This window comes from Chloroflexia bacterium SDU3-3 (assembly GCA_009268125.1).
Taxonomy (GTDB): Bacteria; Chloroflexota; Chloroflexia; order Chloroflexales; family Roseiflexaceae; genus SDU3-3.
This window is the reverse complement of sequence record WBOU01000028.1, coordinates 23,291-36,567: the sequence shown is the minus strand read 5'-3', so window position 1 is coordinate 36,567 and position 13,277 is coordinate 23,291. Positions and strand designations below refer to the sequence as shown.

10 protein-coding genes and 1 rRNA gene are annotated in these 13,277 nt (G+C 65.0%); 7 read left to right on the top strand and 4 right to left on the bottom strand.

Features of this window, described 5'->3' with window-relative positions:
- Nucleotides 1-2: 2 nt before the first annotated feature.
- Nucleotides 3-118, top strand: a 5S ribosomal RNA gene (rrf, locus tag F8S13_26725).
- A 49-nt stretch (nt 119-167) separates the two neighbouring features.
- On the opposite strand, the gene F8S13_26720 is transcribed toward rrf, so the two are convergent.
- Nucleotides 168-1,442 (bottom strand): FAD-dependent oxidoreductase, encoded by a 1,275-nt coding sequence (locus F8S13_26720; GenBank protein KAB8139824.1) that lies wholly within the window; start codon nt 1,440-1,442, stop codon nt 168-170.
- 245 nt (nt 1,443-1,687) lie between these two features.
- Here F8S13_26720 and F8S13_26715 point away from each other — a divergent pair, with 245 nt between their 5' ends.
- From F8S13_26715 to F8S13_26695, 5 genes are all read left to right on the top strand, one after another.
- Nucleotides 1,688-2,464 (top strand): sugar phosphate isomerase/epimerase, encoded by a 777-nt coding sequence (locus F8S13_26715; GenBank protein ID KAB8139823.1) that lies wholly within the window; start codon nt 1,688-1,690, stop codon nt 2,462-2,464.
- Nucleotides 2,465-2,571: 107 nt separating this feature from the next.
- Nucleotides 2,572-3,795 (top strand): PQQ-dependent sugar dehydrogenase, encoded by a 1,224-nt coding sequence (locus F8S13_26710; GenBank protein ID KAB8139828.1) that lies wholly within the window; start codon nt 2,572-2,574, stop codon nt 3,793-3,795.
- A 103-nt stretch (nt 3,796-3,898) separates the two neighbouring features.
- Nucleotides 3,899-5,926 carry a S8 family serine peptidase gene (locus tag F8S13_26705; GenBank protein ID KAB8139822.1) on the top strand — a complete coding sequence of 676 codons (2,028 nt, stop codon included), beginning with the start codon at nt 3,899-3,901 and terminating at the stop codon, nt 5,924-5,926.
- 185 nt (nt 5,927-6,111) lie between these two features.
- Complete coding sequence (locus F8S13_26700; GenBank protein KAB8139821.1) at nt 6,112-8,313, top strand: cellulase family glycosylhydrolase; 2,202 nt, start codon at nt 6,112-6,114, stop codon at nt 8,311-8,313.
- Nucleotides 8,314-8,632: 319 nt separating this feature from the next.
- Nucleotides 8,633-9,094: a hypothetical protein gene (locus F8S13_26695; protein KAB8139820.1), complete on the top strand. Its 462-nt coding sequence runs from the start codon at nt 8,633-8,635 to the stop codon at nt 9,092-9,094.
- Here the strand turns inward: F8S13_26695 and F8S13_26690 are convergent.
- Nucleotides 9,081-9,557: an RNHCP domain-containing protein gene (locus F8S13_26690; GenBank protein KAB8139827.1), complete on the bottom strand. Its 477-nt coding sequence runs from the start codon at nt 9,555-9,557 to the stop codon at nt 9,081-9,083. The genes F8S13_26695 and F8S13_26690 overlap by 14 nt on opposite strands.
- 1,147 nt (nt 9,558-10,704) lie before the next feature.
- Here F8S13_26690 and F8S13_26685 point away from each other — a divergent pair.
- The gene (locus tag F8S13_26685) at nt 10,705-11,472 is read left to right on the top strand and encodes an LLM class F420-dependent oxidoreductase (protein KAB8139819.1); all 768 of its coding nucleotides are present in this window, start codon (nt 10,705-10,707) and stop codon (nt 11,470-11,472) included.
- A gap of 81 nt (nt 11,473-11,553) precedes the next feature.
- On the opposite strand, the gene murI is transcribed toward F8S13_26685, so the two are convergent.
- A complete protein-coding gene (murI, locus tag F8S13_26680) occupies nt 11,554-12,324 on the bottom strand; it encodes a glutamate racemase (protein KAB8139818.1) in 771 nt (256 codons plus the stop codon).
- Nucleotides 12,325-12,455: 131 nt separating this feature from the next.
- Nucleotides 12,456-13,244 carry a methyltransferase domain-containing protein gene (locus F8S13_26675; GenBank protein KAB8139817.1) on the bottom strand — a complete coding sequence of 263 codons (789 nt, stop codon included), beginning with the start codon at nt 13,242-13,244 and terminating at the stop codon, nt 12,456-12,458.
- Nucleotides 13,245-13,277 lie beyond the last annotated feature (33 nt).

Sequence of the window (13,277 nt, the reverse complement as noted above, 5' to 3'; positions counted from 1 at the left end):
AGTGGCGTGCGTTGAGCGCGGTGGCCCCACCCCGTCCCATCTCGAACCGGGTCGTGAAACACCGCAGCGCTGAAGGTACTGGCTCCCCTGGAGCTGGGAGACAAGGTCCGCGCGCCCACCAAACAACAGAACCGCCGCCGAGCAGTGCTCGGCGGCGGTTTTGCGTTTTACGCTACATCCTGCTGCACCGCAACCGCACACTTCTCGCCGCTGATCATCGCGGCATTGATGCTGCTGGCCTCGGTGAACTCGGCGGCGAAGAACAGGCCGGGGTGCCCCGTGCGGTTGTCGGGTAGCTGCGGGTGGATGCCAGCTGGCTGGGCGAACTGCGCGAACGGGATGCGGTAGGCCCGCAGCGGCTGGTAGCTGGTCAGCGCGGCTTGGGCCAGCGGGTCGCCCGCGAACATGTGGTGCAGGTCGCGTAGCGCGGCCTTGAACAGCGCCATGTCGTCGCCGGGCGGGGTGCGGGTGGTGGCCACACTTAGCAGGTGCTTACCCTGGGGCGCGTAGGCCGGGCTGATGTTTGTCATCAGCTGGGCGTTGTTCACCAGCGCGCCGGGGGTGGGGTTGAGCAGCAGCTTTTTGCCTTGGTAGAGCTGCATATCGCCTGCCAGATAGAGCGTGGCGGTGCCGCGCGCACCCAGCGCAATGGGATCTCCGCTCAGCCGGGCTGCCTCGGGGGCGGGGGTGGCAACCACCACCGCGTCGGCGTGCACGGCATCCCCATGCTCCAGCTGCGCGCCGGTGACGCGACCGCCCTCGTAGAGCAGTGCGGCGGCGCGGCAGCCATAGCGGATGCGGCCCTGCGCCTCAAGCGGGGCGGCCAGCTGCGCGCTGATCTGGCCCATGCCATTGGCGGGCACCGCGATACCGCCGGATGCCAGCATCTTGAAGTCGAACTTCAGGCATTTGGCGCTGGTCTCAAGATCCGGGTCGAGCAGCACGCCGCCGAAGAACGGGCGAAAGAATAGGTCGATGCTGCGCATGCTGAAGCCGCGCTGCAGCAGAAACGCTAGGCTCGATCGATCCTCGCCGGAGAGCAGCGCATCCACACCCTGCGCCCGCAGCTCCAGCGCGAGCCGCGCCACCCGCAGCTTGTCGGCGGGGGTAAAGGCGGGGGAGAGCGCCGTAGCCAGCGCGCTGGCCGGGTCGCGCAGCGGGTCGGCGATGGGCAGGCGCCTGCCGGCCGCGCAGATGATCGCGCCGGGGTCGAAGCGCCGCAGGTCGAGCGCGGCCATGTCGAGCTGGCGCTGGGCGGCGGGGTAGGCCTCGAACAGCACCTGGAAGCCACGGTCGAGTGTGTAGCCGCCCACCACATCGCTGCGCACGCGCCCGCCGGGGCCATCGGATGCCTCCAGCAGCGTGACATGGTGCCCGGCGCGCAGCAGCTCGCGCCCGCATGTGAGGCCCGCAACCCCAGCGCCAATAATCAGCACATGCATTGGTGTTCTCTCCTCGCACTTGGCCGCTCCTGGCTTCTCTACGCGATTCTACAAAAAACGGATCGGCCTGGCCCATCCGGCGAAGGCGTAAGCAAGAGCCTGCTGGCCATAATCCATCCCGCAGCGGTAGCGCCCCGAAAGGCGCGGCAGAGCAGTTTTTTCCAACATTTGCGCTATCTCGGTCTTGCTGCCCTTGACAAAAAACGGTGAACGCGGAACCATGGCGGTGAAAGCGATGTAGCTTCATGAAGGAGTCTATTGTGGCATCAGCAAACCCTATCTCTGTTCAGATGTACACCCTGCGCGAGGCCGTGGCCGCCGACTATGTTGGGACGCTCCGCGCGCTTGCGGAGCTGGGCTACCGCGCGGTGGAGCTTGTGACGCTTGGCGATATGACCGCCGCCCAGCTGCGGCGCGAGCTTGATACGCTGGGGCTGTCCGTGTCGGGGATGCACATCGGCCTGGATAAGTTCGAGAGCAACGCCGACCTGTGGCTGGAGAACCTGGCCGTGCTGGGCGGCAAGTACCCGGTGGTGCCCTACCTCGCGCCGGAGCGCCGCACCAGCGGCGACGACTACCGCCGCCTGGGCCAGCAGCTGAACGAGTATGGCCGCAAGGCCAAGGAGCACGGCATGCAGCTGTGCTACCACAACCACGACTTCGAGTTCCAGCGCTACGGCGACGCCACCGGCCTGGCGCTGCTGTTCGAGGAGGCCGACCCCGCGCTGGTGAAGTCGGAGCTGGATGTGTACTGGGTCGCCAAGGCGGGCGTAGACCCGCAGGCGCTGCTGCGCGGCATGGCCGGCAGCGTGCCGCTGGTGCACATCAAGGACATGGCCGACACCCCCGAGCAGGAGTTCGCCGAGGTCGGGTCGGGAACGCTGGACTTCCCCGCGCTGTTCGCCGTGGGCGATGAGATCGGCGTGGAGTACTATGTGGTCGAGCAGGATGTGTGCAAGCGCCCGCCGCTGGAGAGCGTGGGCATCAGCCTGAACTACCTGCGCTCGATCGGGCGCGCGTAGGGCTGAATCTTCCGCCGCTGCGTAGAAGAGGGCGTGGGCCAGTGGCCCGCGCCCTCTTTTCTGTGCCGGAGAAGCCACCGAGCTGATGATAGGAGCGACCCATGCGTATGCTACGACCGATCACCACCCTGGCCCTGGCGCTGCTGGCGGCGTGCGGGCCATCTGGCCAGGCCACCACCACCGCGCCGCCGCAGGCAACGCCGCCCACTGTCACGCGCCAGATGGCGACCGCCGCCGCCACGCCGCAGGCCAGCGCCGCCGCCGCGCAGGCTGGCCAGCTGGGGCAGGCCAGCATCGCGCTGGAGCGCATGGCTCAGGGGCTTGACTCGCCCACCTTCGCGGTGGGCGACGGCGGCGGTCGGCTGTTCGTGGTGGAGAAGACCGGCAAGATCCAGCTGTTCGCGGCTGGGACACAAGATCCAAAGCTGTTTCTTGACATTGTCGACCGCGTGGGGTCGAACGAGAGCGAGCGCGGCCTGCTGAGCGTGGCCTTTCACCCCCAGTTCGCGCAGAACGGCCTGCTGTATGTGGACTACACCGACCGCGCGGGCGACACCGTGATCGCGCGCTTCCATGCCAGCGGCGACAGCGCCGACCCGGCCAGCGAGCAGGTGCTGCTCACCATCCAGCAGCCCTACGCCAACCACAACGGCGGCCAGATCGCCTTCGGGCCGGATGGCTACCTCTACATCGGCATGGGCGACGGCGGCAGCGCGGGCGACCCGCAGGGCAACGGCCAGAACCCCGACGCGCTGCTGGGCAAGCTGCTGCGGATCGATGTGGACGGCGGCCAGCCCTACGCAATCCCGGCGGACAACCCCTTCGCCAAGGGCGGCGGGAAGGGTGAGATCTGGGCGGTGGGGCTGCGCAACCCCTGGCGCTTCTCGTTCGACCGCGCCACCGGCGATCTGTACATTGCCGACGTCGGGCAGAACAAGATCGAGGAGATCGACTTCCAGGCGGCGGGCGCGGGCGCGGGCGCAAACTACGGCTGGAACGCGACCGAGGGCGATGAGTGCTACCAGCGCGGCTGCGACCTGGCCGCGTATGTGGCCCCCGTGGCCCAGTACACCCACGCCGAGGGCTGCTCGGTGACGGGCGGCTACGTCTACCGCGGCGAGCGCATCCCCGCGCTGCAGGGCACCTATCTCTACGCCGACTACTGCAGCGGCACGATCTGGGGGCTGCAGCGCGATGCGGGCGGCGCGTGGCAGCAGCGCGTGCTGCTGACCAGCGGTCTGCAGATCAGCTCGTTTGGGCAGGACGACGCGGGCGAGCTGTACCTGACCACGCTCGATGACGATAGCCTGTACCAGATCGTGGGAACATGACGGCGGCGCGCGATGTTTTGTGGTAAGATCTCCCAGAGTAGCAAAGAACGACCCAGCCTCTTCTCCCCAACCAGCCCAAACACACAACAGGAAAGAACACCACATGACCCACAACCGCCCTTCCAGCCGACGATGGCTCGGAATCCGCTGCCTCCCCGCGATGATCGTGCTGTGTATCGCCATGCCTGTCTCCGCCCAGGGTGAGACAGGCAAAGCCGATGGGAAGCTGAGCAGCAGGCTGGCCCAGCTGAGCGCGCCCGCCATGGCCAGCAGGTCGCGCGCTCAGGTGGCAGGCGCACTGAGCCTGCCCGCCAGCGGGCCGGGCAGCATGCAGTTCAGCGCCGATGGCGCAGTGCTGGCCAGCATCCGCGTCAGCGATGTGTCGCCCACTACCCAGGCCGCGCTGGTGGCCGCTGGCGCGACCATCCGCCACGTGTCCGAGCGCTTCGGCGTGATCGACGCCTATGTGCCGCCGGGCAGCCTCGACGCGGTGTCCGCCGTGGGCGCGGTGGCCTACGTGGGCGAGGCCCTGGCCCCGCGCCACCGCAGCGAGCAGCCCGTGTCCGCCAGCATGGCCGCGCGGCGCACCACCGCCGCCGCTACCTGCCCCACCGGCGTGCTGAGCGAGGGCGACACCCAGCTGAAGGCCGCCGAGGCACGAACCACCTACAGTGTCACTGGCAGCGGCGTGAAAGTGGGCGTGGTTTCCGACTCGTATGATAAAGAGGGTTCGATCACCACTGCCCAGCAGGACATCGAGGCGGGCGATCTGCCTGGGGCGGACAACCCATGCGGCGACACCACGCCGGTGGAGGTGGTGCACGAGGCCAGCGACGACGCCGCCTTGCAAAGCGATGAGGGCCGTGCGATGCTCCAGATCGTGCACGACCTCGCTCCCGATGCCAGCCTGGCCTTCGCCACGGCGGGCGGCAGCATGTACGAGATGGCCGACAACATCCGCGACCTGGGCAACGCGGGCATGGATATCATCACCGACGATATCGTGTTCTATGGCGAGCCGTTCTTCCAAGATGGCCCGGTGAACCTCGCCATCCGCGAGAATGCCGCCAAGGGCATCCCGCACTTCACGGCGGCGGGCAACGCCAACAAGCGCGACAACGCCGGGAACAACATCACATCCTACGAGGCTAGCGCCTACCGCCCCATGGCCTGCCCCGATTTCACGATGTTCGATGGCAGCCCGGTCCCTGCGCAGGAAAAACCCAAGGATTGTCACAACTTCAACCCCGGCAGCGGCCAGGATGCCACCAGCGCGTTCACCGCCGGGGCTAGCGGCATGTCGCCGGTGATGGAGTTCCAGTGGGCCGAGCCGTGGTTCGGCATCGCTACCGATCTCGACATCTTCATCATTGATACCAGCACCAATCAGCTGGTGGCGCGCGCCACCGACTCAAATGGCACCCAAAGCAGCTACACCGGCACGCAGTCGCCAGTGGAGATCACCGGATGGTCGGGGGCTGCGGGCAAAACCTACGCGCTGATCATCGGGCGCTACACTGGCAGCGGCACGCCGCGTATCAAGTACGTGTTTCAGAGCGCTCGTGGCATCACGGCCACCGAGTATAACGCCAGCAACAACAGCGTCGACAGCTTCGGGCCATCGGTGGGCGACCACGTGGCGGTGGCCGAGGGCATCGGCGTGGCCGCTGTCCCGTATAACAACAGCAACACGCCCGAAACGTTCACCTCGCTTGGGCCGGCAACCCACTACTTCGGCCCGCTCACCTACGCGGCGGGCGCGAGCGATGGCGTCAACCTGGCGCGCACCCCAGCCGCAGCGCTGGCCACGCCCCAGGTGCTCAATAAGCCCGACTTCGCCGCCACCGACGGCGGGTTAACATCGTTCTTCGGGAACGCCAATCGCTTCTATGGCACTTCCGCCGCCGCCCCGCATGCCGCAGGCGTGGCCGCGCTGATCAAGGAGTACGCCAGCACCCACGGCAAGCCCTTTAACAGCAGCGCCGCCGAGATGCTGATGGAGCAAGGCGCGTCGCCGATCGCCAATGGCACCGCCGCCGACACCGGCGCTGGCCTGCTGAACGCAGTCAAGTCAATCCAGGTGATGATCTCGATAGAGCCACGGGCATATATGCCGCTCGTCGCCCGCTAGCCCTTTACCCCAAGGCCAGTCTACGCGCCACATGCGTAGGCTGGCCTTTTTTTATTCCCCCGCGCCCCGTGCCACGATGCTATAATGCCAGCACACAATGATCGCCTTACCGCCACACGCGATCGGCACGCGCACCGCCGCGTCATCTATTCCCAGCACCTCACCCATGAAACGAGCATACCGCTATGCGTAGATTTGTTATCTTCTTACTTCTGTTCGCCGCGCTGATGCCACAGGCCCAGGCCGCCCAGGCTGCCCCGCGATGCTTTAACGTGCCCGGCATCGCCAGCTGCATCGACGGTCGGCTTCGCAGCTTCTGGGAGGAGCAGGGCGGGCTGGCCATCTTTGGCTACCCGCTGGCCGCCCAAGAGCAATCCGCCGATGGCAGAGCCTCGCAGCGCTTCGAGCGGGCCAGGCTGGAGCTGCACCCCGAGAATCCGGCCCCCTACGACGTGCAGATCGGTCGGCTGGGGGTCGAGGCGCTGGCCGCGCAGGGCCGCGACTGGGCCAGCATGCCCAAGAGCAGCCCCGATACGCCAAACTACTTCGCCGAGACAGGCCAGGCCATCGCGCCGGAGTTCTGGGCGTACTGGGCAGGCCATGGGCTAGAGTTCGACGGTCTTGGCGGCACAAGCATGGCCGAGTCGGTGGCACTGTTCGGCCTGCCGATCACGCCCGCGCAGATGGAGACCAGCCCAACCGATGGCGGCACCTACCTGACCCAATGGTACGAGCGCGCCCGCTTCGAGTACCACCCCGAGCACGCTGGCTCCGACCAGCTGGTGCAGCTGGGCATGCTGGAGCGCGAGCTGCGCCCGCCCCAGTACATCCCCACGCCTGGCAGCTTTGTCAGCGCGCAGGGCGGGCAGTTGGTGCTGCGCGGCGAGGTCGTGCGTATCCGTGGCGTGAACTATTACCCGCAGTGGTGGCCCTGGGCCGAGATGTGGAGAAGCTGGAACGCGCCCCAGATCGAGCGCGAGCTGCGCATGGCCCGCGATCAGCTGGGCATCAACACGGTGCGCATCCTGGTGCCCTATAGCATGACCGGCAGCAACAGCGACAACGGCAAGATCACGCCCGAGCTACTGCCACGCCTGCGCGAGATCATCCAGATCATTGGCGCGCTCGACATGCGTGCGGTCGTGACGCTCTTCGACTTCTACAGCAGCTTTGTGCGCAGTAGCAGCGACCGCTTCCCCCGCGATATCGCCTACATCGACACAGTCGTCGGCGCGTTCGCCAGCGACGACCGCATCCTGGCCTGGGACATCCACAATGAGCCAGACCAGTACAGCACATGGAATGACGACAGCGCCAAGGTGGTGGACTGGCTCGGCAATATGGCCGACGAGATCCATCGCGTCGCGCCAAACCACCTGGTGACGGTGGGCATGGCCCAGCCCGAGCACCTGCTGGTACCCGGCGCCGATGGCAGGCGCGCGATCGACTTCAGCGATCTGGTCAGCGTGCATATCTACAACGCTGGCCTTACCGCGCAGCAGCTCGATGCCGTGCGCGCCCAGACCGATAAGCCCATGATTGTGGAGGAGTTCGGCTGGCCGACCGGCCCGCAGTGTGTCGCCCCAAACTATAGCGAGCAGGTGCAGGCCGGGCTCTACCGCGACATTATGGGGCCTGCGCAGAGCCGCACCAGCGGCGTGATCGCGTGGACCCTGCGCGACTACGATGCGGGCAAGACCATGCGCTGGGACACCCGCGAGGAGCACTTTGGCCTCTATCGCCCCGACGACACGCTCAAACCTGCCGCCGAGATCTTCCGGGCCGATGCGGTGCCCGCATTGCCCAGCAACGTGGATACCAGCCTGCCGCTGACCAGCGCGGGGGCCAGGCTGCCCAGCGGATCGCTTGCGCCCATCCAGATCGACGGCACGCCCTACCATGTGAAAAGCTGGTTCCGGCTGGCATGGGAGCAGCTGGGCGGCGAGACCAGCTTTGGCAGGCCGCTGGGCGAGGCGGTGGAAGATATGCGCGGCGAAGCCGTGACTCAATACTTCGAGCGCGGCGTGCTGGTGCTCGATCTGGATGGCGGCAAGACCCCAGGCGGCGCGCAGGGCGACATCGGGAAGATCGAAAGCGCCCTGCAGCCCCAGCCGCTCAGCATCGCGCTGCGCGGCATGGCCATGCCAGCCCAGCCCATCGAGGTCGCACCGCGCTTCCAGGGCTTCTACCAGCAGATCTTCGGCCCGTGGCGGCTGGGCGCGGCTCTCACCGGCGAGCAGGTAGAGCAGGTGGGAGGCGTGGCCACCGTGGTGCAGTACTTCGAGAACGGGCGGCTAGAGTGGAGCGACCAGACCCAGTCGGCTAGCGTCAGCGCGCAGGGCGGCGAGGCCCTCCAGGCCCAGTGCCGGGCCGTGGGCGCACAATAGCAGCCCGCAATTCTGTTTTACCAGCCTTCTGCAGCCAGCGCCCGCCGAATCACTCTCCAAAAAGTGATTCGGCGGGCGCTGGTCGTTGGATGATCAGGCTTGTATAGAGGTATGTAAGACTCACAGACCACTAGAGACCTGGGCAAAAAGCTCATATAGATCGCTTATGTTGATAATCACATGCATATGCTATACTTGGCAAGATACGAGGCAGTATCGTAACATATAGTCACTATCTAGCGCGGTACGAACTATCCCAACATACCTAGACAGCACGATACCGCAACCCTTCAGCATCAGGACAGCCGAGGATAATACGATGAACCCAGCCCCTGTTTTCCGCATCGCCCTATGCCTTTATGCCCTTGTTCTGCTTGCAGCATGCATGCCCGACCAGCAGCAAACAGCCACCACCACAACACCGAGCAGCCCTGTAGCATACGTCACGCTCGACATCTTTTCGGGCAGGCCCAATCCGCGTTGGCAAATCGACGACGCAGAGACCAGCGCGATCCTTGCCCAGCTTGCCCAGCTTGTACCAGCTAGTAAAGGCTTTACGCCAATCAACAAGCTCGGCTACCGTGGCTTTATTGTCGAGCTGCCAGATAGCGCCACTGGCGAGACTAGCACCATCTCGGTCTATCGCCAAAGCGTGGTGCAGCATGGCGGAGGGGTCGCCGTCGTCTACGACGACCCCTCCAGCGCGATAGAGCAGATTCTGATCAACTCGGCACAGCAGCACACCGAGCCAGCAGTCTACAAGGCGATCAGCGCGCCATAGCGCTGCCAAACAAGCGCTCGCGCACCAGATCTTCATCATCCGGCGTGAGCATGGCCAGATCCTCATCGCGCAGCAGCGCCAGCAGCTCGGGCGGGGCCTGCTGCGAGCGTGCGAATAGCTCCAGCAGCGCATCGGCGCTGTCGTCGGCGGCGATGCGGTTGATGACCAGCTTGCCGCAGCCGCTGCAACGGTGGATGAGCATCAGCTCGCCGTCGCGCTCGCGAGCATATTTGTTGCGCGAGCGCTTGGTGGTGAGCCCCACCGGCTCCATGGCGGCGCGACAGCTTGAGAGCCGGTCGCCCGCCGTGCGCCAGTCCATATGGCGCGAGGTCAAACAGGCTGGGCAGTGGTTGCGGTTCTGCACGCCCGAGGCCAGCGGGTCGCAGACCACGGGCAGGCCGCAGCCCACACAGGTAAACAAAGGCTCGGCAGTCCAATGCTGGCCAGGGCGGGGGCTGCTCAGGGTGCGTGCTTTATGGTAGAACGATCGTGACAAGGGTTTGCTCCTCGGCGGTATGGTGGGCGGCACTTGAACACGTGATCGCGCCAGCCCAGAAAAAAACCGACGCTGCGATACAGCTTGGGCCAGGGCCGATAGGCCGCCGCAGCAGCCCCGCCCTTCGGCAGCTTGGAAACAAACACCCCTGTCATATGTCACTCCTCCGCCGCGCTCGCCAAGAGCGCGACGCTCACTAGATCAAGAAAACCATCCGACAGCACGCCGCCAAACACCACACAAAAAAGCCGACCACGGGCAATGCCTGTGGTCGGCTGAACAGCTGCCGGTATTAACCGGCGACGGTATGCAAGAGATCAAGACGCCACAGGGCACGAGCGGCCCTGTGGCGTCGGTGTGTATAGAAAATGATCAAGAAGCGCGCACAGATAGCACCACCGCATATGCTGCGGGGCCATCCGCCGAGGCGATCCGATCAGGTTTTTAGCGCGGCGATTAGTTTACGCCCACACCCGCAGGGATACTCGTGCGATTATGTGGGCAAGCACATTTGTGAAACGGTGTTGCATATCCCCCTCTCTCTCGTGTATGCGAATGACAACGTTAGAAACTCTAGCATAGGCGAAAGGCCACAGGTATCCGCCCTGGGGCGGATTATCGCGACCATTCCCAAGAGCGCTTCCCACCATGGACAGTTCACTCAGAGCATCTGCATCTTCCGCCAAGCCTTACTCGCGTCCTGCAAGAACCTATTCGCGTCCTGCAAGAACCTATCCGCGTCCTGCAAGAGCCTATCCGCGTCCTGCAAGAGCCTATCCGCGTCCCGCAAGAGCCTATTCGCGCCCTGCAAGAGCCTATTCGTGTCCTGCAAGAGCCTATTCGCGTCCCGCAAGAGCCTATTCGCGTCCCGCAAGAGCCTATTCAAATGGTGCTAAACCTTGGAACATCTGCGCAGGCGCTTGGAGCCACCGACATGCACATCAGCCATGCCAAACAGCAGCAGGTAGATACGGCATCTAGAAAGCAAACTACTGCTAAAGTGTGACAAAAAAGGGCTACTTGCTAAGAAAAAACGCAAAATCGCGGGCAACAGCCAGAATCACCTAGAGCGTGGTACTATACGCTATTGAAAAGAAAGCAGAGGGAGAACACCATGACCAAGATCCGCGTTGGCGTGCAGATTCACCCGCAGCACACCACCTACCCTGCCTTTGCCGAGGCGGTGAAGGCGGTGGAGAACGCCGGGGTTGATACGATCTGGAACTGGGATCACTTCTACCCGCTCTCGGGCGACCCGGATGGGCTGCACTTCGAGGGCTGGACAACCCTGACCGCCATGGCGATGCTGACCAGCCGCGCCGAGGTGGGCTGCCTTGTCACATGCAACTCGTACCGCAACCCCAATCTGCTGGCCGACATGGCGCGCACGCTCGACCATATCAGCGGCGGGCGGCTGATCCTGGGCATCGGGGCCGGGTGGTTCGAAAAAGACTACACGAACTACGGCTATGAGTTTGGCACTGCGCCCGACCGACTAAAGTGGCTGCGCACATCGCTGCCCATTATCAAAGAGCGCTTTGAAAAACTCAACCCGCCCCCGACCCGCGACATCCCCATCCTGATCGGTGGTGGCGGCGAGAAGGTCACGCTGAAGCTCACGGCGCAGTATGCCACCATGTGGAATGGCTTTGGGCCAGTGGAAACCTTTGCGCGCAAGAACCAAGTGCTCAACGAGTGGTGCAGCGAGCTAGGCCGCGACCCCAGCGAGATCGAGCGAACCGTGGCGCTGCGTGATGCGGATGAGATCAATGATCTGCCCGCCTACATCGAAGCTGGGGCCACCCACTTCATCCTGGGGCTGGGTGCGCCCTTCGATATCGCACCGGTCGAGCGGCTGGTGAAGGCGCGCGAGGCGCTGTAGACAGCCAACAGCACCCCGGCACGCAGCAGGGCCGGTGGGGGCACCCCCACCGGCCCTGCTGCGTGCCGCGCCAGCCAGCTGCTAGATCGTACTATGGGCTAGCGGCATATCTTCGCGCACAAGCCGCCGCAGCACGGGCGAAACATCGGCGGGATCGCCGCTCGTCCAGCCGTAGATACGGCCTTGCTCAGGCGCGATCTCGTGGCAGGCTACCAACCGGGCCACCTGGCGGGCCACCGCAGGCCCGGTATCGATGATCGAGACCCCTGGCCCCGCCACATCGGAGACCAGCGGGCGCAGGAAGGGGTAGTGCGTGCAGCCCAGCACCAGGGTATCGGCCCCACGAGCCACCAGCGGCACCACATAGCGGGCAACCATGCCGCGCGTCGTATCGCTGGAAAGATCGCCCGCCTCAACCTGCTCGACCCAGCCCGCGCAGGGCTGCGTCAGCACCTCGACCCCGCCCGCGAAGCGCTCGACCAGCTTGTGGAAGCGCCCGCCCGAGAGCGTACCGGTGGTGGCAAGGATGCCTACGCGCCCGCTGCGGGTCGATTCGACGGCGGGCTTCAGCCCCGGCTCCATGCCCACCACGGGTATGGGCAGCTGATCGCGCAGCATCTCAAGCGCCGCCGAGGATGCGGTGTTGCAGGCCACCACCAGCATCTGCGCGCCCTGGTCGATCAGCCAGCGGCCAATGGTAAGCGAGCGCTCGCGGACAAATGAGACCGACTTCGGACCATATGGACAAAACGCGCTATCGGCAAAATAGGCGAGATCGTAGCGCGGAAGCAGCGAGCGCACCTCGGAAAAGACCGACAGGCCGCCAAGACCAGAATCAAAAAAAGCTATCATCTATCCCTTGTCTGTCCCACAGGCTGCGCCAGCGCCAGCAGATAGCGCAGCAAACCATCGCACCACACGCGCCCGTCGATGCCTACCTGGCGCACTGTATCCAACGCACGCGGGCCTGGTTTTTCGGTGGCCTAGCCGCGCTCGGCCACCACCACCTGCCACTGGCTCTCTTCCTCGAATGATACGGCGGGCAGCACCGCATCGCCAAACACGCTCACGGGGCGCAGGCCGACGGTGCGCAGCATGGAGAGCAATTCGGGAAAGCCATAGAGCCGGATGCTATCACCGGGGTGCTGGGCATCGATCCCCAGGGCAGGCGAGACAAAGCGGTACTGCATACGCAGGCTGGCGCTCGATGGGTCGAAGTGCGCCTCGCGCAGCACATAGCCGCCAGCCAAGCCGTACCACCCGCTGCGAAAGCCGGACAAGTAGCTCTCGATACGGTAGGGATTGATGCACTGCAGCAGCAGCCTGCCGCCCTGCACCAGCGCGCCAGCGCAGGCCTTGAGCACCTGCAGGTTGGTCTGGTCGTCGAAAAAGCCAAGGCTGCTGTTCATGATCAGCACCGAGTCAAACTGCGCGGCATACTCGACCGTGCGCATATCGGCCTCGACAAAACGCACCCGCGTGGCGTCCTCGTAGGCACAGCGGCCAGCGTAGGCCACCAGCGCCGGGTTGATCTCCACACCCTCTACCGAATAGCCGCGCCGCCCTAGCTCCAGGGCGTGTCGCCCAGCGCCGCAGGCCAGATCGAGCACCGCCCCGCCCTCAGGCAATACCAGCACCTGCTCAAGAAAGCCGACCTCGCTGGTGGTCAGCGCGTCGGCTAGCTGGCGGAACTGCACAAACTCATAGACCTGAAACAGCACCTCCCAGTCGACATCGCCGCTGGGGAGCACAAAGGGTGGTAGGTCGGGCATCACAGCACCTCGGGTAAGACCCAGGCGCGGCAC